Below are 21,032 nucleotides of genomic sequence, written 5' to 3'. Positions count from 1 at the left end.
CGCCTGCTCCTTTCCATACGGGTAGTTCCGGTTTTCTGCCTCTGCTTACTTACTTCTTTTCTTTTTTTCTCTTCCATGCTTCTCACCTCATATTGCCAAAGAAAGGACAGCCGCAGCCGCCCTTTCCCAAGTTTAAAAAACTAATTTTTATTTCCTATGCCTTTTTCTGTAATAAAGTAAGCCTGCTACCATGCCTGCACTTACACCAAGAGCCAGCAAAGGCAGGAACCAGTTTGTATCATCACCGGTTTTTGGTCCCGGTTTGACGGTACCTGGTGCTTCCGGTATTTTTTTATTCTGGATTTCTTTTACCACTTCAATGACTGGTGTTTTATCATTCTGGTAGCTGAATACAATCTCCCACTCTTCTTCTGTCTTCTCATATCCTTCTAAGGCTGCGGTTTCTTTCAGCACATAGGTAATCGGTTCTTTGAAAGTACCATTTTCATAAGTTCCAATCGGAAGCAGGCTGGAAACTGCTTTTCCATCTTTCCCAGTCTTCAGGCGTTCTACTTCTTTACCGGTTTCCTTTTCCATGAGGACAAATTCTACTCCTTCCAGAGCCGCTTTACTGTCTGCATCGGTCTTTACAATAACCAGTTGTCCCATAGCACGCTCATCTTCCATCTTCACCTTCTGAATTTCTCCCGTTTCTTCTACTGTAAACTCCACGTCATTAGCCACAATATATCCATCAACTGCCGCTTCTTCATGCAGAGTATAAGTACCTACCGGAAGGTACTCAATCAGGTGTTCCTCTCCTGTGGTCCAGGACTCTACCACTTCCCCGTCCTGATCCAGAATCTGCAGCTTCGCTCCCTCAATTTCTTTTCCATCTGTAATATCTGTTTTGGAAATCGAAACTTTGGTATGGTCGTCCTCCATTTTCACTTTTTGTACGTCCCCTGTTTCTTCCACAACAAATTTCACATCTTCTGCCCGGACATATCCCTGTTCCGTAGGCGCCTGTTCTTCATGCAGTACATATTCTCCTGGTTCCAGTGCATAGACTACATGAGGTTCTTTCTTAGATACCCACTCTTCTACCACCTTTCCGTCCTGATCTAAAATCTGCATTTTTGCACCTTCAATTTCCTGTCCGCCAGTCAAATCTACTTTTGTAACTTCTGTAATGGTAGGCTGATTAGAAATTTCTTCTGAAAAAGCGAGAAGTTCAAGCGTCTGGTCTGTATAAGACGCATCAAAGGAATACACCTCATCATTTGGCAGGTATCCCGGCTTATGCTCTACTTCCTGAATATAATATTTTCCATGAGGAAGATCTGCCTGAAATACCAGCTTGCCCTCTTCATCTGTTGTTCCCAGTTCAATCAGGGCATCTTTTTCTACAACTACTTCCCCGGCAGCATTTTTGATATCCTCCTGCGCATACAGCCCGAATACCACTCCTTCCAGCGGTTTTCCGGTTTCTGCGTCTTTCTTCAGAATACTCAGGGAAACTTTCTGTCGCTGATTGGTAAGTTCCATTGTTACATAATCCACTGCTACTTCCTGTCCCTTATATGCAATTTCAAATTCTTTTGCTTCCGGGTCAAGCACACAGTTCTGACCTGCCTTTTCTTCCACTACATAGTATTTTCCGATAGGAAGATTATTCAGGACTGCCTTTCCTTCTTTATCTGTTACCATACGGGCTACCAGGGCATCTTTTTCATATTTTACAATGCGGTTTCCTGCTTCGTCTTTCTGTCCGTCCGGGGTATAAATGGTTTCCTTTGCATGAATGGCAAATTCTGCACCTTCCATATTCCCTTCTTCATAGTCAAATTTATAACCTTTCTCTTTTTCCATGACTTCTTCCCCGGTGAAGAAACTGCTTACCTGATTTACGAAACCTGCTACACCGTTTTTCATCTTCGTCAGGAACTTTTCTTCTACTTTAGAAGCACCAGAAAGTTTTTCTCCCTTTTTATGGATTGTAAGGCTTCCTACTGCTTCATCATTATACTGTTCAATGACAACAATAAATTTACCGGTTTCCTCTTCTACCTGGTGTACGGTATCAGAATCTACGGTAATAGTGATCGGCGCTTTCTTTGCCTCCTGGTATGTGCCTCCGTCTGCAACTTCATTCAGTGGAACTTCCTTTCCGTCTTTTAAGAGGGCATTTTCAAATCCTACCTGTACATAATTTTCCGGCGCTTCCACTTCTTCAATCCGGTAAGTGCCACATTTTAACTGCTCCGGTGTAATCAGGTATCCCTCTTCGTTGGTCCTGAACACAGATACCACTTCTTTTTTCGGATATCTTACGATCATTTCCACATATTTTTCTGCTTCCACATCATAAATCTTATAAGCTGCACTGTTATCCAGCACCGGCTTCTGCGTCTGGGCATCTTTTTTCACAATCTTGAAGTAATACTGCAAAGGACGGTCATCAAACACACGCCATACCTGGGGTTCCCGGCTGTCTTCTGAAATCTGTACGATAAATGGACGAATCCCTTTTAAATTTTCCGGAACTGTAGACTCAAACACCACATAGGTTCCATAAGGAAGTTCTGGACTCTTTAAATATCCTTTCTTATCTGTAAACAGCTCTGGTACCGTAATCTTTTTACCATTCTCCCAATAAGAAGCGGTTTCGTCTTTGCTGTAATCATAGGTGATAAAATCTTCCGGGGTATAATAAGAACCATTTCCCGGCTTCAAACTTCCATCTTTTACACCAGACAGCTCACTGATGAGGAATACCTTAAATCCAGCTCCTTCTACCAGTTCTGTTTCTGTCTGCTCCCCGTCTTCTGAGATCTTGATAAGCTGAAAGGCCTGTTTCTTTACAGTTTCCTTTACAGTTACTTCCCGGTGTACAATCTGTACCTCCTGTCCTTCATACGAAACCTCTACGGGATACTCTGTTTCATCTAACAGATACCCTTCTGCCGGCTCTATTTCTTTCACGAAATAATTTCCAAGATACAGGTTTTTGAAATCTACAGTTCCTTCACTGGAAATCGTACCCTGCGCTACAAGTTCCCCTTTTTTATGGACAATCCCATCTTTCTTATTGGGGTGTTCAATATCTTCTGCAGCATATAATCCGTATTTTGCCCCTACTAAGGTTGCGTCACCCTGGGAAATAAATCCCTGGGAATCCTGATCAATCTTACTTACATGAACTTCTCCCCGTACTTCCTCATTTTTAAAATCATGGGAAAAAGTATATGTGTAGGTGCTGTCGTCTTTATATTCATAGAAGAAACGATACACCTCATCTGTCATATAATACTTATCCGGTGCCTGGATTTCTTTTACGCTGTAATGGAAATTCAAAGGAATATCCGCATGGAACACAGCCATTCCTTCCCTGTCGGAAACAGCACGTTCCACCAGGCTTCCCTTTTCTACAAGAACCTTTCCGTCTGCCGCTGTCAGGTCTTCTTCTGCATACAATCCAAACGTCGCACCCTCCAGGGTAACGTCATCATGTTTCGATTTTTTCACTACATTTACGGAAATCTCCGGTCTTGCATTGGTAAAAGTGGTTTCCCCCTGGGATAACTCTACATTCTGTCCTGCATAGGACAAGGTTACAAACTGGGTACGTTCCTGTTCTGTTTTTCCAATCACCAGATTTTCCGGTGCTTTCTGTTCTACAACCTTATATTTTCCAAGATACAATTCTTTGGAAACAGCACTTCCATCTTCCCCGGTTGTCAGACTTTCTACCAGATCCCCTGCTTTATGCACCTTCGTCACTTTATCCTGGCTGTAAATATCCTCTGCCGCATAAATGTTATATTCTGCCCCTGCAAAGTCCGCATTTCCATATACAAAAGTCAGGTTCCCCTCTTCTCCGGTTACTCCAGTCAGAACCTCACCTTTTTTACGGATTGTGATTTTTCCTTTCTGTTCCTCATTCGTCACTGCAACAGAAGTTGTTTTTCCTGTTTCCAGCTTCACATTAAAAGACTCTGTATTCAGCTTATAGCCTTCTGGAACAGAAATTTCTTTTAAATATACCGTATCCTGGGTTTTCGGAAGCTCCACCTCAGAAGTACCGTTGCTGTCTGTGGCCGGCATCTGCACAAGAAGATTTTTACATGCACTGTCTGAATAAATACCAAAAACAGCGCCGGACAGATTTACTTTACTGTTCTTATCTTTTTTTGTTACCTTTACCCTTGCCAGGTCCAGCCACTTCACCGTAAATTCCACAGAAGCACTTTCTTCTTCAAAAAATGCCCCATACCCAATGTCCTGGGAACCAGAACCCGTAGACAATACTAAGGTCTTCCACTGGGTTCCCATTTGTCCTTTCAGCTTACCGCTGTTCCATGTACCCGTTACAGTTTTGGGAGCGCTGAAATAGAATGTGGTATTCCCATTGATCTTTACGGTTCCTGTCTGTTTTGTACTTCCACTGTGATAAGTCACATTCTCTGGCATTTTTAAAGTAATATAGTTTCTATGGTCACCTTTTAAAGTAAACTCCCCGGTACGCTGTTCCTTTCCACTTTCATAAGCCTTTGCTTCCTTTGGGGACAACGTGATTGCTGCTGTCGGAGGTGCTTCCAGGCTGTAAATATGCTGGATATATCCCCACACACCGCTTGCCTTAATATCTTCAAAGGTACAGCCATAAAAACCGTCCATGCCACAATAAGAATAAGCGGCAGCTAAATGCGTAAAAATATACTTTGTCTTCCAGTCAAAAGAGGGCATATACTCCCCGGTAATGTCCCCAGGACCGCCATATCCATAATAAAGGACTTTCTGCAATTCCGGGTTGCTTTCAAATTCATTTGCTACATAATCCGAGGTCGGCGGGGAAGCCTTCATAGACTCCAGACAATATGCCACATGGCCATTTACAGTGAAATAGGAAGTAGAATAGTTCCCCACGTTAGAAGGGTATGGGATTTTTTCTCCCTGTACCAGATGTACATTGCTTCCTTTTTGCTGCTCCATTGCTGCCGGAACAACCGATAAGAACATTCCCTTATCCTCTTTTGGTGTCAGATCAATCAACTCTGCCCCTGCATCTGGCATTTCCGGTTCTTCCGTCAGTACCTCCGGTATCTCCGGGTCAGGGTCCGCCTCACCGTCCTCACCGGAGCCATCTTCGGTATGCTGGCTTACTTCTCCCTGGGGTTCCTGTGTACTGTTTTCCCTTGCTTCTACCACAATTCTTCTCATAATCTGATAGGAAGGGTTTCCGCTTAACGGATCAACACGATAAAATGCCTGGTAAGAACCTGGGGTATTGAAATCAAAAGAATTGCCGGAGTCCCCTTCTGCTTTCAGAAACGTCACCTTTACTTTTTCATCATTTTTCTGAAAACCCCTGTAATCTGTTTCCAAGTCAAAGGACTCTCCTGCTTTTATGGTAAGGTCCTCTGCATACACCAGTTCTTCTTCTGTTAGTTGCTCCTTTACCTCTTCCAACTCCGGTAATGTTTCTGAAGCAGCCTCCTCCTGTTTTACTTCCTGTATCTGTGCATGTTCCTCAGACTGTTCAGAAGCCAGTGCGGTGATCCCTGTATTGAGTAACGTAGAACAACTAAGAAGAAGTGCCAGCGTCCCAGCCAGCAGCCTTTTCTTTTTTCCTTTCATCATAGCTTTGCTCCTTTTCATTTTTTCGTCAAAAAAAGCAGGCCACACAAGCCTGCTTTCCATTTTCTATCTTCTTTTTTCTATCTTTTGTATACGGTCTGTCCCGTATCCAATGCACCTGTCAATCCCCTTTCTATTCCCTGCTCCCTGCATGGAACACTGCCAAAACAAGCTGCAGAACCAGCAGAAACAAACATATCACCAGTTTCCCTGTCAGATACAGCAGTTTCCCCACTGCAATGAAAATCCCTTTTACAACTTCCCATACACTTCTTCCTACTGCCATATCTTTTTCCTCCTTATTCTTCAAATGCCCCATAAAATTCCGCAAACCGTAAATCTTTTTCCATACAGGCTTCTTCCTTTTCCCTGTCCTCTGCTATCGTTCCACCGTCAGAAAGTTCTCCCTGAACGGTCTTTTCCAGCACACCCCGCTTCTCAAAGGCTTCTTCCTGTGCCTTTGAAACCGCTTCTTTTACGATTTTACAAAATTGTTCTTTCTGGTTTTCCAGAAGGGTATTTAATAGTTTCATCTGCTGTACTTCTTCTTCCTGCTGTAGATACTTGGCAAAATAAACGATTGCTTCTGCTATAAAATCGTCTTTTGTCTTGAAAATATCTTTGTTATACTCCTTCAGATACCGATAAGCCTGATGATGTACCGGTCTGCTTTTATACAGCCGCAGTGAAGTTGTATATACTTTTTCCGTATCCATAAGTTTTCACTTCCTATCATGCTGTCCGCATTTTCCTCTGTTTTGCCCGGATAATACTTTTCACTGCTTCTTCACAGCCCCTTGCATTGGCATGTATATCCGTTACAAACTGTACATCTTTTCCCTCATTGGCTCCAAAATGCTCCACAATGGAAGAACCACCGCCCATAAATACCATTTTGGTCAGATCCAGATTATAATGGTTTGCCTGTATGATACCATAAATTTCCTCTGCGTAGGACTTCAAACAGTTTTTTATGACGTCCTGATACTGCTTCGGGCAGTCATAGCTTCCTGTTCTCATAAATGCTTCTGTAATGTATGCCGGTACCCCTGCCCCTGTTTTGGCAATGGCTTCCTCATTGACTTTTCCGATACAGTACAAAGCTGCCTTATCCGAAATCGAATACTTCCCGTCCGGCATTCCGTCAACAAACTCTACCAGGTCGGTAGTTCCTCCACCAATATCTACTAAAAGGCAATAGCCGGGAACTGCTTCTAAAAGCGTATGGATCACCACATGCCCCTGCATAAAAACAAACACATTTTCCAAAGACACATGATAATGTACTCCTTCATAACGGAAATGCAGTTCCTTTGTCTTTAACAGATATTTCTTGAAACTTTCTTTCTGCTGCTGAAATCTTCTAGGCGGAAGGGCAGCTCCCATTTTTACGGAAGCGTCTGTCAGTCCCCGGCAGCGCATTTCCTGCGCCAGTGCTGCAAGGGTAAGAAGATAATAATTTTCATTCTCTGTCTTATCCACACACTCCTTTTCCGGCACTTTCCCTCCCACATAATAAAACTGGTTCTGGTATTCCAAAATGTGCTCCAGGCTGTCCGGCCTTGCCTGCAAAGGCTGGACTGCTGCTGAGAATACCGTATTTGCAGTTTTCATGTTACGGTTTCCATGATCAATTCCAATAATCATTTTAGTTTCCACGTTCTTATCCTCCTGAAAGTTATAGTTTGTATTTTATCTTGTCCTCTTTGGTTCTTGACCTGTTTCTTTCTTTTCTTTGTCTATCACAGGAAGTTTTTCAAACAGTTCCCCTATCACAGCTTCCATTTCCTGAAACTTCATTTCATCTGGCATACACAGAAAAACAATCACTGCGTCAGTCAGACGTTCCCCATTCTCTTTCCGGTAAAGTTCCGTATAAGAACCCCAACAACCGTCCTCACCTGCATAAAACTTTTTTGTCTTCTCATTTACTTTTATGAGGTATTCCTCGGTATCAACAAAAATTTTCCGAATGGATACTTTTTGTAAATCGTATTTCATGCTGTCCATATAAACCGGAAGGTGTTCCTCCGGGGCAAAATAGACATACATTGTGCAATAAGTATCTCCTTCCGTCCCCATCTCCTGTAAGACAATCCCGGCTTCAAACATTTCCGGCGGAGCATAATCTACTACAAAATCCGACTCCTTATCCTGCGAAGGTTTTTCAAAACGCCCTGAATCTCCAACCTGAAAATGTTCGGGGCACTGAATACGAAACCTTTCTTCCCTCATTCTGTATATTCCTCCATAATCTCACTAATATCTTTTTGAAATAACCGCTGAAGTCGGACAACTACATAGACATTGGGCTTTTGCTGTCCGTATTCAATCCTCTGATACGTCCGAAGACTGATACCCAAGACAGCCGCAAGTTCTATCTGTGTATATCCATGAGCTGTCCTGAATTTTCTTAATTTTGTTACTTTCTATCACGCTCCTTACGTCTGAGGGATAGCTTCCTGATAAGCAAACAGATTGGATATATAGCTGTTTGCTGTCAATGTGGCATTGTATAAAGCGGTAAGCAGCACTGCCCGGATATTATTGGCTTTCCTTGTACACTGCTTAATTGAGTCTATCACATACTCTACGGTAAACTTATCCAGCTTTTTATACATTCCCTGTACAATGCCAAGAGGTCGTTCTTCCTGATTTACCCTTATGGTCTTTGCATTGGACGTCAAAACATCTACTGCAAGCCCTACAATCTCATTAAGCAGTTTTCTGTCAAAAGGTCTGTCTATCCATATCGCATCATAATCAATCTGATCTTTGAACTGTTCTTCTGCTGCCTGATAGGATAAGATAGGATTATCTCTATACCCATTCACCATTTCTGTTGTATTCTTTTGGGTACTTTCTGCTGTAGTCTTTGTAGTAATCTCTGTATTTGTCTGCCCGCTATCGGTCTGAGGTACCTCTTTGGGTATCCAGGGCTCTGTTTCCCTGTGGGGGTATGCTCTCTCTTTGAATGGTGACACCCTCTCCCTTTGGAAAGGGACAGCCCTCTCTTCTACAAAATGTATCTCTTCCTCTATGACTGTATGGGGACTGATTTTCTCTGCTTTGGATTTCTCTCTTCTTTTTTCAAAGGAAACCGGATCTGCTCCTGTTTCTTCTGGATAAGTCAATTCTTTTAATCGGTCTACGATCAATTCCAGATACAGAACATTATTTACAACAATCCCATTCATGGAAATGGTTCTAAATACCCGTTTTACCACACCCAGCTTCTCTAAAAATACTACTGCATTTGTCGCTTCTTTTTTGGAAATCCCAAACTGTTCGCTGATCTGCTGGTAACTTCTCTGAAGAAGATCTGACTTAAATTTCTTTCTCACCCCAATGACCTGTCCGGTTCCTTCATCTCTGATTTCTGTAGGCTTATACCAATACACAATATCTGCCAGTATAATAATGGCTGTCAGATTTGGCTTTCCACTTTCTCTGATGATTGTCCGATACCACACCTGCGGAATGATATTTCCAGATATATTCAGTTTTGCATTTTCATCTACAATTTCATTTCCAGTGCTATAAATACCTCCATTCATACGTTTATTCCTCACTCCTCTGCTTCTTTTCTTTTTCAAATAAAGCACTTATTTCTTCATCTGCTCTTTTGCCTGCCACCAGACACGCATACAACGAAACGAGGAAAAAAATTATTCCAACAATCATAATCACCTTTATCATTGCTCCGTCCTCCCAAGAAAAAAGGACTAAGCCAGCTAACAGAATCTTTTAACTAACCTAGTCCTTAACATATTTTTTTACAATGTATTGCAACCGAATGGTTTTTCACAAACTTGACCGCCTGTGAGAATGGATATAATTTTGACAGGACCAGTAGCAATAGGTTTCTATCTTTAAGAGCCCCTGCCATTTGATTTTTACTATGAAAAATTCATTCCCGGTCTATGAATTTTCTACCTTTTATGGTATAATAGAAAAAAGACTAAATTGGCGTGAGCCCTTATTTTATAAGGAATCTGCTAACTTAGTCTTATTTTAACATAATCACCCGAGCCGCTGGCACCCATAATTGCTGTAAATTCTCCTTTATTTACCTGAAAGCTAATATCATTTACTGCCTTTGTAAGACTCGTCTTATTCCCATAAAATTTCACCAGATTTTGAACTTCTAATAGCGTTCCCATTTTGTACCTCCCATTCTTTTTTCAAGTATCATTATACTTTTTCCATTCTGACTAAACCATTTCTTTGTATAAAATAACCTTACATTGCTGTAAGGTTATTTCAAAACATCTAAATACTCATTGTCGTAAAATTCTATGGTGATTTCCGTGTATTCTCCTTCTTTTGACTGCACTGTCAGCCTATGTCCCAGACGTTTGCAAAGCATGTGACATAAATACAATCCCATTCCCGTAGACGCCTGCTGTGTTCTGCCATTTTTACCGGTAAAAGACTTTTCAAAAACTCTTGGCAAATCCTCCTCTGCAATCCCAATGCCATTGTCCCAAATATGGAGAAATCTATGCTTTTCCTCCTGATGGCTCCACACCCGAATTATACTGTCTTCTTTCTTATACTTCACTGCATTGCTGATAATCTGTCCCAAAATAAACCGTATCCATTTCTCATCTGTGTACACGGAAATATCCTGTGTCTCCTGCAAAATTTTTATTTTATTTAAAATCAAGCTATCTCTGTTTTCAGAAATAGACTGGTCTGTAAGTTTTTTCAAAGAATGTGGGGCAATCCTATAATCCTTTTCCGGCACTTCACTTCGAAGATAATAAAGCACCTGTTCTACATAGCTTTCAATTCGCCCCACCTGCTCCTTTAAAGTTCTGGCTGATGTGTCTTTATATTCATGGAGAATAAGACGAATACTGGCAATAGGAAGTTTTACCTCATGTACCCATGTTTCTATATATCGTTTAAATTCATTGTTTTTTCGTATTTGAACAAGAATTTCATCGTTCATGGATTTCTGCATTTCCGATAACACATTATAAAAAATCTGTCCTTCCAGAAATTCCGGTTTTTCCAACATTTCCATTAGTAGATATTTTTCTTCCAGCTGTTGAAGCTTCTGCTCCAGTTCTCTATAAAATCCCTTTTTCCTGTTATAATCATAAATTCCTGCTGCAAGAATTCCCAAAAACAAAACTGTCAAAACAAACATCTGCAGAGTAATACTTAAATTAAAAAGCAGAAAAATCCCTTCCGTAACTCCCATACATATCAGGAAAATCAGAATACAAATTCCATGGTCTTTTAAATATCCTTTTATGCTCATACTAAGATATATCCCTGCCTTCTTCTTGTTTCAATTACATCTGTCAGTTCTATTTCTTCCAATTTTTTTCTCAGCCGATTGATATTTACAGTCAGTGTATTATCATCTACAAAATCATTACAGTCCCATAAATAATCCATGAGTTCATCTCTTGATACAATTTTCCCTCTGTTTTTTAACAGGTAATGAAAAATGGAAATCTCATTTTTAGACAGTACGATTTCCTTATCCTGATAGCGCATGGTACTTTTTAACAGATTTAAAAACACACCTTTATATTCTAGCTCTTCCTGCTTTTCCTGTGGTTTTAATCTGCGAAAAAGCGCTTCTATTTTCAGCAGCAAAAGCGCCGGATTATAGGGCTTTGTGATATAATCATCTGCACCATAACTCATGGCCAGAATTTCATCGGTTTCTCCTGTTTTGCTGGTAAGCATAATCACCGGAACATCTGAAATTCTCCTCAGATTTCTTAAAATTTCCTGCCCGTTTGTGCCGGGGAGAATAATGTCTAAGAGAACTAAATCCGGATTTTTCTCTACAATCTGCTGTTCTGTTTTATCAAACTCTATAATCTGCTGTACCTCATATCCGTTTTCACAAAGTAAGGCTGTCAGCGCCTCCCTCAATACTTTATCATCTTCTATTACTGTAATTTTCTTCATATCCTACCTCAAACTACATACAAAAACTTTGTTGTTATCATAAAGTATACCATACAAAAACCGATATGTGAAAAAAAGAAGCTGTCGTTTTATTAAATACATATCCGGAATATCTATACATTTTACGCTCAGTCTGCGCTCACTTTGAGCCTATAATCTCAAAGTCTGCTCGACAAATTCGCTAAAAATGTATAAATATTTTTGGATAGTGTTTAAAGCGACAGCTTCTTTACCATATCTCTCAATTTTCTTTTAAATAAATTGATTTCTCTCTAAATCATAAACATAGTCAATTCCTGACAGCTTCATCTGAATTTCCTCTGCATTTAGTCCTTTATCTTCGCATAAACCTTCAAAAGAAGAATAAAAATCGCGAAGCTGTGTGTTTACATAACTCAAAAGCATTACTGGATCTTTCGGTATCATTGCATTTCTCCTTTATTCTACATACTTCTCATGAGCAACCAATTCATCGTTTTCTACATCAATGACAATCCTGCTGCCTGCGCTTATATTTCCTGCAAGAATAAGCTTTGCAGTTAAAGTTTCTACATATTTCTGTACATATCTTTTCAGCGGACGAGCGCCATAGACAGGATCATATCCGCCCTCAATAATATAATCTTTTGCAGCTTTTGTCAATTCTATAGACAGTTCCTGATCTTTTAATCGCTTATTTAAGTCTGCCAAAAGGAGTTCCACAATACCTCCGATATTTTCTTTTGTCAGTGGTTTAAACATAATCATCTCATCCAGACGGTTCAAAAATTCCGGTCTGAAATGCGCTCTTAAATCACGTTCCACAGCTTCTCTTGCTTCCTGTTTAATCTCACCATTTTCCTCAATTCCTTCCAAAAGATACGGAGAACCAATGTTGGAAGTCATGATTAAAATGGTATTTTTAAAGTCCACAGTTCTGCCCTGAGAATCTGTAATACGACCATCATCCAGTACCTGTAAAAGCACGTTAAATACATCCGGATGCGCCTTTTCAATCTCATCAAAAAGAACTACAGAGTAAGGTTTCCTGCGAACTGCTTCTGTAAGCTGTCCGCCTTCTTCATATCCTACATATCCCGGAGGCGCTCCAATCAGTCTGGATACAGAATATTTCTCCATATATTCACTCATGTCAATACGAACCATATTCTGTTCATCATCAAAAAGCGTAGCTGCCAAAGTCTTTGCAAGCTCTGTCTTACCAACACCGGTAGGACCTAAGAACAAGAAAGAACCAATAGGTTTCGTAGGGTCTTTAATACCTGCTTTCGAACGGATAATCGCATCAGTAACCTTTGTCACACCTTCGTCCTGACCAATGACACGTTTATGAAGTTCTTCTTCCAGATGAAGGATTTTTGTTCTTTCCCCCTCTGTCAGTTTTGCCACCGGAATACCTGTCCAGCGCGAAATAATTCTGGCAATTTCTTCGTCTGTAACACTTTCATGAACCAGAGATAAATCCTGATTTTTCACCTTTTCTTCCTCTGCCTGTAACTGTTTTTGCAGCTTCGGAAGTTCTCCGTACTGAAGTTTTGCTGCTTCATCTAAATCATAATTTCTCTGAGCTTTTTGAATTCTGTTATTCATATCTTCAATCTGCTCACGAAGCTTCTGAAGGCGTTCTACGGTAGATTTTTCATTATCCCACTGGGCTTTCTGTGCATTAAAACTATCTCTTAACTCAGCCATTTCCTTCTGCAAGTCTACCAGTCTGTCCTGACTTAATCTGTCATCTTCTTTCTTTAACGCAGCTTCCTCAATCTCCATCTGCATGATTTTTCTTCGCATTTCATCCAATTCCGTAGGCATGGAGTCCAGCTCTGTTTTAATCAATGCACAGGCTTCATCAACTAAGTCGATGGCCTTATCCGGAAGAAAACGGTCGCTGATATATCTGTCAGAAAGTGTAGCTGCTGCAACTAAAGCACTGTCTGTAATCTTTACCCCATGGAAGACTTCATAGCGTTCTTTCAGTCCTCTCAGAATAGAAATGGTATCTTCCACAGTCGGTTCGTCTACTGTTACAGGCTGAAATCTTCTTTCCAATGCCGCATCTTTTTCAATATACTGACGATACTCATCAAGAGTAGTTGCACCGATACAATGCAACTCACCTCTTGCCAGCATTGGCTTTAACATATTGCCGGCATCCATAGCTCCGTCTGTTTTTCCTGCACCCACAATCAAGTGAAGTTCATCAATAAAGAGAATAATCTGACCTTCACTTTTTCGTACTTCTTCCAAAACAGCCTTTAATCTTTCTTCAAATTCACCGCGATATTTTGCTCCTGCAACTAAAGCGCCCATATCCAAAGCAAATATTTTTTTGTCTTTCAATCCTTCCGGTACATCCCCTTGGACAATACGCTGTGCCAATCCTTCTACTGCTGCTGTTTTACCAACACCTGGCTCACCGATAAGCACCGGATTGTTCTTGGTCTTTCTGGAAAGAATGCGGATTACATTACGAATTTCCGCATCTCTTCCGATTACAGGATCCAGCTTCTGCTCTCTTGCCTTTTCTACTAAATCCTGTCCGTATTTATTCAAGGTGTCATAGGTTACTTCCGGATTATCCGTAGTCACTCTCTGGTTTCCTCTCACCGTGCTGAGAGCCTGTAAAAAACGTTCTCTGGTAATCCCATACTCATTCCATATTTTCTTCATAGAAGGGCTTGGATTATTCAGCAATGCCAAAAATAAATGCTCTACGGAAACATATTCGTCTCCCATATTTCTGGCTTCATCCTCAGCAGTTACCAAAGCCTTATTTAAGTATTGTCCAATATAAGGCTGTCCTCCTGATACCTTTGTTCTTGCATTCAAAGCCTGTTCTACCCGATTGAGAAAATGTTCTTTTTGAATTTCCATTTTCTCAATAAGTTTTAAAATCAGACTGTCCTCCTGCTTTAATAAATTGTATAACAAATGCTCCTGTTCAACTTCCTGATTGCCGAATTCATAAGCAGTTTTCTCTAAATCCTGAACAGCCTGAAGTGATTTCTGCGTAAATTTACTGATATTCATAAAAAATCCCTCCATTTGTGCTAATTTCTTTGTTCTAGTGCTACTATAACACTAATTATTAGCCAGGTCAAGTATCGAGTGCTAATATAATTATAAAAACTTTATGAACGAAACAACGTACATCCCTTTACAAACTTCCACTCTTGTTTTAGACTATATAGTACTTTGTATTTTAAAGAAAGGAATTTTGTAACATTGTTCAGTAGTAAAACTCAAAACAAACAACTTTTATGCAGCTACGGTGTTTTTATTATTAACGGTATGCTCGCATTGTCTATTGGCTCTCTCCTTCCTTATATCAGAGATGCCAGAGGACTGGAATACGCCTTTTGTGGTATGATTGTCAGTCTTCATTCTGTAGGAAACCTGATTTCCAGCTTTGCCTCCGGTGCATTACCGGCTTTTCTGGGAAGGAAAAAAAGCATTTTGCTTTTTAACGCTTTCTTCGCTCTTTCCTTTTTAATTATTATCTTTTCTGATAATAATTCCCTGCTGGCGCTCTCCTTTTTCTTAACAGGTATGGCACGAGGAGCTACCAGCAATTTTTGTAACCAATCCATTAATGAATTAGCTCCTGGGAAAGCTTCTCTTTTAAACGGGCTTCATGCAATGTTTGCCATTGGTGCGTTTACTTTCCCACTGTTGCTGATTATTCTTACAAAAAATAATCCTGACAACTGGATTTATGCCTGTTATTTTATGTTGATTATGGGAATTTTAAGCTGGATTATGTACTTTATTATCCCCACTTCTGAAAATTTCACAACAGAAACAAAGGAGAAAACCGCTTCCAGCTTTGCATTTTTTAAGGAACCTCTGTTTTATCTCTGTACCTTGACAATGTTTTTCTACTTATGTGCAGAACAGGGTGTCATTGGCTGGATGATTACCTATTTTAAAGACACAGGATTACTTCCACAGTCACTTTCACAGGCTACTGCCAGTGTTTTATGGATTATGATTTTAGCAGGAAGACTTTTAACTGCATGGCTTTCTACAAAAATACATAAAGAATGGCTGCTCCTTTGCATGGGATTTGGTCTGGTAGCATTCCTGATTTTATTATTGTCCAGCTCTACAACACCACTTATTCTCATAGGTATTATGGGCTTCGGTTTCAGCATGGCAGGGCTTTATCCTACAACTGTTTCCTTTGCAGGAAGTATTATTCAAAAGTATGCACTTGCATGGAGCTTTATCTTAACTATTGCAAGTTTAGGAGCAATCATCATGCCTTCCATTATCGGTAAAATAGCAGAAACAGCAGGAATTTACTACGGTATGCAATCTATAATTGCCGTTGTAATCATAGATTTTATTTGTATTGTTCTGCTGGTAAGCTATATTCGAAAATTAAGAAAGAAAAACATTCCGGTATAAACATTAGATGAAATCAAAACGGAGTTGTCGTGTTAAATCATATCCTGAATATTTATAAATATTTGGGGATAATGTTTAATTCGACAACTCCGTTTTTTGTACCCTGTTTTATTTCACTTCAACTAATTCAATATGGAAATTTAATTCCTTTCCTGCCATTTCATGATTTGCATCAAAAGTAATCGTTGCCTCTGTTTTTTCCACAACAACTACCGGGAATGGCTGTCCTAACTGATTTGTCAGGTAAACACGCTGACCGGCTTCCAAATCTTCAGCCCCTGGAAGCTGTGCGATTTCAAGAGTAAAAACTGCATCCGGATCCGGCATACCATAAGCTTCTTCAGGCATTAAGTGAACATCCACACTCTGTCCCACTTCCATATCTGCGACAGCTGCATCAAACCCTTTGATCATCTGGCCTACTCCGCAAATAAATTCCAACGGTTCCCCACGATCATAAGAAGAGTCAAACTGTGTTCCATCATTAAAAGTTCCTTTGTAATGTGTACGACAGGTCTTACCCACATTACGTCCTGTCAAATGTACATGTCCTCCACAAGAACCACCGCAGTTTCCACCACAGGAATGTCCGTCTTCATGACTGCCGCAGCTATGGCCTTCCTCGTGATGATGATCACAGTTTACACCTGCAGATACTAATTCACCCTTTAAATAAGCTTCCACTGCCTGGTCTACATCACCCTGCACACCTGAACATATTTCAACTCCTGCATCTGCCAGCGCTGTCTGTGCACCGCCGCCAATGCCGCCGCAAATCAACAAGTCTACAGACTGATTGCCCAGAAGTTCTGCCAATGCACCATGACCTGCGCCATTAGAACTAATTACTTCACTTGAAACCACCTGATTATTCTCTACTTCATATAATTTGAAAAACTCTGTTTTTCCAAAATGCTGAAATATGTTTCCATTATCATAAGTTACTGCAATTTTCATCTTTGCTGTTCTCCTTTTTTCTCCATGGTATATATATCTATCCTACCATAAAACTATCCCATAATCCACCCCATCCATGTAGATAAAATAATCATAACAATAGAAAAAGTAAAAGAATTCACTGAAATTAATGTTGCACGCTGTTCTGATGAAATCATTTCATTAATAAGCACGTCTGTCCTGACTTCCAGAAAGTCATCAACAAATGCTCCTAAAAATCCACCGCAAATCATCAACGCAGGGCTTTGAGTAAATGTCATAAGAAAGGAAACTGCCACACCAAAACTGCTTATAAGCACAACCTTTTTATAAGACACACCGGAAAAAAATGACGTTGCTTTAGAGCCCAAAGCAGCCCCCATTCCCATAAGGAAAAGAACCGGTCCAAGCATTCCCTGATTTAATCCTGAAAGCGGCAATTTTGCCTGCAAAAAGAACAATACCAGTGTGGAAACAGCCCCTATAACCGCATTAATTATCATAATACTTCTAATCTTCTTATTAAAAAATAAAAAATGCCAGCTTTCTCTGACTGTATTCACCAATCTGCAAGATACCTTTTCTTTACCTGTTTTTTCTCCTATGGTAACCTCTTTTAAACTGCATGCAATGAATAAAGCTGCCAAAGTAAAAAGAATATCCACCGTATAAGCCTTTCGAAAACCGAGAAATAATGCAAGGCCTGCACAGAGTGTGGACGTAGAATTTGTAATTCTGTAAAGCATCATATCCGTTGCCGCAAACGCATTATATTCTTTCTCTTTTCCGGCCATTTTCAAACTGTCATAAGCCAGTGCTTCTCTTGTACCGGAAGCCAGATTATAGCTTAAAGCGCTAAATCCTATGGCAAATGCCGTTGTCCAAAATCCTTCTGATAAAACCATCATTACACCGGATAATAAAGAGGCAAGCTGACTCATAACCATAGTCTTTTTGCGTCCGAAAACATCTGCTGCAACGCCTGATGGAATTTCAAACAGACAGCTTACAATATGAAAGATACTTTCCAACATTCCAATCTCCAAAAGAGAAAATCCCCTCATGGCCAGCAATGCAACCCATGATGCTCCTGCAATCTGAAAATGGCCTACAAAAGTTACTAAATATAACTTACCTATCTGCTGTTTTATATTAAATTTACGCATAAAAAAAATCTCCTTTTCAAATAAATTACTTGATTAGGAGATAGTGGCTTTTTATAGTTGTTGCAATCACAAAAGACTGTTTTCCTTAAAAAAGAGCGCACTATCCCTGTAAACAGCAATATAGGTACCTTTCGCAAGGTGAACCGTCGTTGTTTTCCATCTCATAGTTTGCTCCTTTCCGCAAAATCTGCTTTCTAAATCGTATCTCAAATTACATCAATTGCACTTATTCTACCATATATTCTTCTCACTGGCAACGAATTTTTATCACTTCACATTTTGGGGGAAGCTCATTTTTACCCAGAACTGGTTCCCTGAAATTTCCGCATGAATTTCCCCCTTCATCCGCAGAACAAATTCCTGTGCAATAGAAAGCCCCAGTCCGCTGGAATTTTTACTTCTTGCTCCATCCGCCTTATAAAACCTCTGAAATACCCGGGATACATCAATTTCTTCCGGATTTGTCACCTCATTACAAATCCAAAGGCAAATTTTCCCTTCTCTTTCAAAAAGCTGAACTTTTATCTTATCCTGTCCATGGTCCATGCCGTTTTTAATAATATTCTGGAGCATTCGCTTTAGTCCGGCTTCGTTTCCCTCCATATAAAGCTGCTTTTCAGGCAGACTGATTTCAGGAGAGATGCCGCGTCTGGACCAATCATCATAATAAGAAAAAATAGTATTCTTTAAAATGCGATTAATACAGCAGGTTTTCAATTCCAAAACAAAACTGTCGTTTTTCAGCTTTGTAAACATAAATAATTCTTCCAGCATTTCCTTTAAGCTTTCAATTCGCTCCTGTATTACTTTCATATAATGCTTCTGTTCTTCCGGTCCGGCACTTTCCATCAGCTGAAAATAACCATTCAGGGAAGTTAACGGCGTACGAATATCATGTGATAAATTTGTATAAGTATCTGCAATCATCTGCTCCTTTTCTTTAAATTCCTGCTGCTCCTTTCTTCGCATCTGAAACAGTTCATTCAGCAGACTTATCAGCTTCTCAAAACCGCCACGCTTCATATTGGCAGTAATCATCATATTACTGTCATGTTTCATCAAGAACGCAAGCTGGCGGCAGATATCCCCTATCTGCCGCTGCATTTTTACTAAAAAATATGTTTGCAATAAAATAATAAAAATTAAAATTCCAATCCAGAATTTCATCTATATATCTCTCCTTCGAAATACCAAAATCGTCAGAAGAACTGCCAAAAGACCAAATCCTCCGGCTATGCCAATTGCATTTACGCAATCAGAAACCTTCGGCGTCATAGAAAGCAGAGAAATCTTTCCACTGACAGTATGTTCAATAAAACTAAAGTCTTTCACTCCCATATCACGTAAAACCTTATCCACAACACTGTATACAATCGTCAGTACATTTACACACAGACACACAGATAAAGTCATACTGAGCATATTGTTTTTCAAAATAATTGCCACTGCCATACAAATCAATACCAAACCATAATGAAGTACTGCCTCCGTTCCGAAATATCTCCAGAACATTTCCATATCTCCCCATTTTGATGCTCCGAATACAGCGTACTGACAAATCGCCTGTATAACCAAATATAAAAATAACGTTAATCCTGTATAAATCAACAGTACAATTGCTTTTGAAAGAATAAGATTTCCTCTCTCTTTTACCTGCCCTCCAATGTTCTTAATATATCCGCTTGTAATATCTGCTGTAGAAAACAGTACCGCAAAAATAACCAGAAACAAGGCAACAAATTTTGACTGCATATTAGCAAAAACCTGATCAAACACCGTTACTTTTTCTCCGGGTTTTGTAGGAATTGTAACATTTAGTCCAACGTTTAAATTCCCTTCTGAAACGCTTTCCAACTGCCCTTTGCCGCTTCCTCTTGCATATATTGATAGTCTTCCTTTGACATCGTAGTTGAAAAAATAACAGCTACCCCAAGAATAATCCAAATAATATAAAAAGCCTTTGTATGAAACATTCGATATAAATCCATTTTAATCAGTTTAAGCATGCTGAGCACCTCCTGTCAGGTTTAAAAAGTAACTTTCCAAATCTTCGCTGGTAATCGAAATTCCCTTTACTAAAATTCCTGCCTTTGCCAGTTCCATATTTAAAAGAGCACTCTCCTCCAACCGTTCAAAAATATAAACACGATGTTTATCTATTACCTGATAGTTGGTAAATCCCATTTTGTCTAATACAGGAAGCACCTGTTCCGGATAATCTAATTCCAGCTCTATGCGCTCTGAACATCGTTTTATCAGTTCTTCCTGACTAAGCTCCTGCAGCAGACTTCCATTATGAATAATCCCATAATGGGTTGCCAGTTTTGAAAGTTCCTCCAATACATGGCTGGAAATTAAAATCGTCATATTTCGCTCATCTCGAAGCTTCTGTATGGTATCGCGAACCTCTACAATTCCCTGAGGATCAAGTCCATTAATGGGTTCATCTAAAACCAGCAAATCCGGTTCTCCCACAAGAGCCAGCCCTATTCCCAGACGCTGCTTCATTCCCAGAGAAAAATGTTTTGTTTTTTTCCTTCCTGTTTTTTCAAGCCCTACGGTTTTCAAGATATCTTCTACATATCCGGCTTTGTTAATTCCCAGCATTTTACATTTTATTTTCAAATTTTGATATGCTGTCATATTTCCATATAATCCTGGCATCTCAATTAAACATCCAATTCTGGAACGAACATCTCTTAATTCCTTCCCTGAATATCCGAAAAGTTCAATTTCACCTGCTGTTGGACGTGAAAGCCCGCTTATCATTTTCAGACAGGTGCTCTTTCCTGCTCCATTTCTTCCTATAAATCCATAAATCGCGCCTTTTTTTACATGGATATCCACATTTTCCACTGCTTTATGGCGTCCATATTGTTTTGTCAGCCCTCTGGTCTGCAATAAATATTCACTCATAATAACTTCTCCTTTTCTTATCTGCTTTCATCCTATCTCTTTCATCCTAAAAAATCGCAAATCAAAAGTAAAAAAAGAGTAAAGTTT

General features: G+C 39.8%; 18 protein-coding genes and 2 pseudogenes. 1 reads left to right on the top strand and 19 read right to left on the bottom strand.

Annotated elements, in window-relative coordinates:
- Nucleotides 1–147: 147 nt before the first annotated feature.
- The 13 genes and pseudogenes from BQ7352_RS06530 to clpB form a co-directional block, all read right to left on the bottom strand.
- A complete protein-coding gene (locus BQ7352_RS06530) occupies nucleotides 148–5,583 on the bottom strand; it encodes a SpaA isopeptide-forming pilin-related protein (RefSeq protein WP_159430635.1) in 5,436 nt (1,811 codons plus the stop codon).
- A 130-nt stretch (nucleotides 5,584–5,713) separates the two neighbouring features.
- Nucleotides 5,714–5,866: a hypothetical protein gene (locus tag BQ7352_RS14520; protein ID WP_155512673.1), complete on the bottom strand. Its 153-nt coding sequence runs from the start codon at nucleotides 5,864–5,866 to the stop codon at nucleotides 5,714–5,716.
- A gap of 13 nt (nucleotides 5,867–5,879) precedes the next feature.
- Complete coding sequence (locus tag BQ7352_RS06525) at nucleotides 5,880–6,296, bottom strand: hypothetical protein (RefSeq protein ID WP_072448012.1); 417 nt, start codon at nucleotides 6,294–6,296, stop codon at nucleotides 5,880–5,882.
- Between the two features lie 16 nt (nucleotides 6,297–6,312).
- Entirely contained in the window at nucleotides 6,313–7,239 is a 927-nt protein-coding gene (locus BQ7352_RS06520; RefSeq protein WP_083429865.1) for a ParM/StbA family protein, read from the bottom strand.
- A gap of 33 nt (nucleotides 7,240–7,272) precedes the next feature.
- Nucleotides 7,273–7,815, bottom strand: coding sequence for a hypothetical protein (locus BQ7352_RS06515; RefSeq protein ID WP_072448009.1), 543 nt, complete (start codon nucleotides 7,813–7,815; stop codon nucleotides 7,273–7,275).
- Nucleotides 7,812–7,988: pseudogene (locus BQ7352_RS15145) on the bottom strand (helix-turn-helix transcriptional regulator); the annotation flags it as partial. The gene BQ7352_RS06515 and the pseudogene BQ7352_RS15145, both read right to left, overlap by 4 nt.
- Nucleotides 7,989–8,021: 33 nt before the next feature.
- Nucleotides 8,022–9,137 carry a DUF6017 domain-containing protein gene (locus BQ7352_RS06505; RefSeq protein WP_072448005.1) on the bottom strand — a complete coding sequence of 372 codons (1,116 nt, stop codon included), beginning with the start codon at nucleotides 9,135–9,137 and terminating at the stop codon, nucleotides 8,022–8,024.
- 4 nt (nucleotides 9,138–9,141) lie between these two features.
- Nucleotides 9,142–9,279 (bottom strand): hypothetical protein, encoded by a 138-nt coding sequence (locus BQ7352_RS14515; protein ID WP_159430634.1) that lies wholly within the window; start codon nucleotides 9,277–9,279, stop codon nucleotides 9,142–9,144.
- A gap of 326 nt (nucleotides 9,280–9,605) precedes the next feature.
- Nucleotides 9,606–9,743: pseudogene (locus BQ7352_RS06500) on the bottom strand (ABC transporter ATP-binding protein); the annotation flags it as partial.
- A gap of 95 nt (nucleotides 9,744–9,838) precedes the next feature.
- Entirely contained in the window at nucleotides 9,839–10,852 is a 1,014-nt protein-coding gene (locus BQ7352_RS06495) for a sensor histidine kinase (protein ID WP_072448002.1), read from the bottom strand.
- Nucleotides 10,849–11,517 (bottom strand): response regulator transcription factor, encoded by a 669-nt coding sequence (locus BQ7352_RS06490; RefSeq protein WP_072448000.1) that lies wholly within the window; start codon nucleotides 11,515–11,517, stop codon nucleotides 10,849–10,851. The genes BQ7352_RS06495 and BQ7352_RS06490 overlap by 4 nt, the downstream gene beginning before the upstream one ends.
- Before the next feature lie 252 nt (nucleotides 11,518–11,769).
- On the bottom strand, nucleotides 11,770–11,943 hold the full coding sequence (locus BQ7352_RS06485) for a DUF4250 domain-containing protein (RefSeq protein WP_072447998.1): 174 nt from the start codon (nucleotides 11,941–11,943) through the stop codon (nucleotides 11,770–11,772).
- A gap of 12 nt (nucleotides 11,944–11,955) precedes the next feature.
- Nucleotides 11,956–14,547, bottom strand: a complete 2,592-nt coding sequence (gene clpB / locus BQ7352_RS06480) for an ATP-dependent chaperone ClpB (protein ID WP_072447996.1) — start codon at nucleotides 14,545–14,547, stop codon at nucleotides 11,956–11,958.
- Between the two features lie 195 nt (nucleotides 14,548–14,742).
- On the opposite strand from clpB, the gene BQ7352_RS06475 reads away from it, so the two are divergent.
- Entirely contained in the window at nucleotides 14,743–15,927 is a 1,185-nt protein-coding gene (locus BQ7352_RS06475; RefSeq protein ID WP_072447994.1) for an MFS transporter, read from the top strand.
- A 108-nt stretch (nucleotides 15,928–16,035) separates the two neighbouring features.
- Here the strand turns inward: BQ7352_RS06475 and BQ7352_RS06470 are convergent, their stop codons facing one another.
- The 6 genes from BQ7352_RS06470 to BQ7352_RS06450 form a co-directional block, all read right to left on the bottom strand.
- Nucleotides 16,036–16,884, bottom strand: a complete 849-nt coding sequence (locus BQ7352_RS06470) for an FKBP-type peptidyl-prolyl cis-trans isomerase (protein WP_072447992.1) — start codon at nucleotides 16,882–16,884, stop codon at nucleotides 16,036–16,038.
- Nucleotides 16,885–16,937: 53 nt separating this feature from the next.
- Nucleotides 16,938–18,029, bottom strand: coding sequence for an MFS transporter (locus BQ7352_RS06465; RefSeq protein WP_072447990.1), 1,092 nt, complete (start codon nucleotides 18,027–18,029; stop codon nucleotides 16,938–16,940).
- A gap of 267 nt (nucleotides 18,030–18,296) precedes the next feature.
- Complete coding sequence (locus BQ7352_RS06460; RefSeq protein ID WP_072447988.1) at nucleotides 18,297–19,196, bottom strand: sensor histidine kinase; 900 nt, start codon at nucleotides 19,194–19,196, stop codon at nucleotides 18,297–18,299.
- Nucleotides 19,197–19,883, bottom strand: a complete 687-nt coding sequence (locus BQ7352_RS06455) for an ABC transporter permease (RefSeq protein WP_242948546.1) — start codon at nucleotides 19,881–19,883, stop codon at nucleotides 19,197–19,199.
- Complete coding sequence (locus BQ7352_RS14790; protein ID WP_242948545.1) at nucleotides 19,856–20,035, bottom strand: hypothetical protein; 180 nt, start codon at nucleotides 20,033–20,035, stop codon at nucleotides 19,856–19,858. Before BQ7352_RS14790 ends, BQ7352_RS06455 begins: the two co-directional genes overlap by 28 nt.
- A complete protein-coding gene (locus BQ7352_RS06450) occupies nucleotides 20,028–20,945 on the bottom strand; it encodes an ABC transporter ATP-binding protein (protein WP_072447987.1) in 918 nt (305 codons plus the stop codon). Before BQ7352_RS06450 ends, BQ7352_RS14790 begins: the two co-directional genes overlap by 8 nt.
- Nucleotides 20,946–21,032 lie beyond the last annotated feature (87 nt).

Origin of the sequence: Blautia sp. Marseille-P3201T, from assembly GCF_900120295.1 — a bacterium.
GTDB lineage: Bacteria > Bacillota > Clostridia > Lachnospirales > Lachnospiraceae > Blautia.
Note: the sequence above shows the minus strand (reverse complement) of the source record. Positions and strands in the feature narration are given on the sequence as shown.

Excerpts from the sequence above, each read along its gene's own strand:
- BQ7352_RS06515 (WP_072448009.1), bottom strand. The coding sequence starts at position 7,815 with ATGAGGGAAGAAAGGTTTCGTATTCAGTGCCCCGAACATTTTCAGGTT.
- BQ7352_RS06490 (WP_072448000.1), bottom strand. The coding sequence starts at position 11,517 with ATGAAGAAAATTACAGTAATAGAAGATGATAAAGTATTGAGGGAGGCG.
- BQ7352_RS06495 (WP_072448002.1), bottom strand. The coding sequence starts at position 10,852 with ATGAGCATAAAAGGATATTTAAAAGACCATGGAATTTGTATTCTGATT.
- BQ7352_RS14790 (WP_242948545.1), bottom strand. The coding sequence starts at position 20,035 with ATGCTTAAACTGATTAAAATGGATTTATATCGAATGTTTCATACAAAG.
- BQ7352_RS06460 (WP_072447988.1), bottom strand. The coding sequence starts at position 19,196 with ATGAAATTCTGGATTGGAATTTTAATTTTTATTATTTTATTGCAAACA.
- BQ7352_RS14520 (WP_155512673.1), bottom strand. The coding sequence starts at position 5,866 with ATGGCAGTAGGAAGAAGTGTATGGGAAGTTGTAAAAGGGATTTTCATT.
- BQ7352_RS06465 (WP_072447990.1), bottom strand. The coding sequence starts at position 18,029 with ATGCGTAAATTTAATATAAAACAGCAGATAGGTAAGTTATATTTAGTA.
- BQ7352_RS06525 (WP_072448012.1), bottom strand. The coding sequence starts at position 6,296 with ATGGATACGGAAAAAGTATATACAACTTCACTGCGGCTGTATAAAAGC.
- BQ7352_RS14515 (WP_159430634.1), bottom strand. The coding sequence starts at position 9,279 with ATGATAAAGGTGATTATGATTGTTGGAATAATTTTTTTCCTCGTTTCG.
- BQ7352_RS06485 (WP_072447998.1), bottom strand. The coding sequence starts at position 11,943 with ATGATACCGAAAGATCCAGTAATGCTTTTGAGTTATGTAAACACACAG.
- clpB (WP_072447996.1), bottom strand. The coding sequence starts at position 14,547 with ATGAATATCAGTAAATTTACGCAGAAATCACTTCAGGCTGTTCAGGAT.
- BQ7352_RS06470 (WP_072447992.1), bottom strand. The coding sequence starts at position 16,884 with ATGAAAATTGCAGTAACTTATGATAATGGAAACATATTTCAGCATTTT.
- BQ7352_RS06450 (WP_072447987.1), bottom strand. The coding sequence starts at position 20,945 with ATGAGTGAATATTTATTGCAGACCAGAGGGCTGACAAAACAATATGGA.
- BQ7352_RS06505 (WP_072448005.1), bottom strand. The coding sequence starts at position 9,137 with ATGAATGGAGGTATTTATAGCACTGGAAATGAAATTGTAGATGAAAAT.
- BQ7352_RS06530 (WP_159430635.1), bottom strand. The coding sequence starts at position 5,583 with ATGATGAAAGGAAAAAAGAAAAGGCTGCTGGCTGGGACGCTGGCACTT.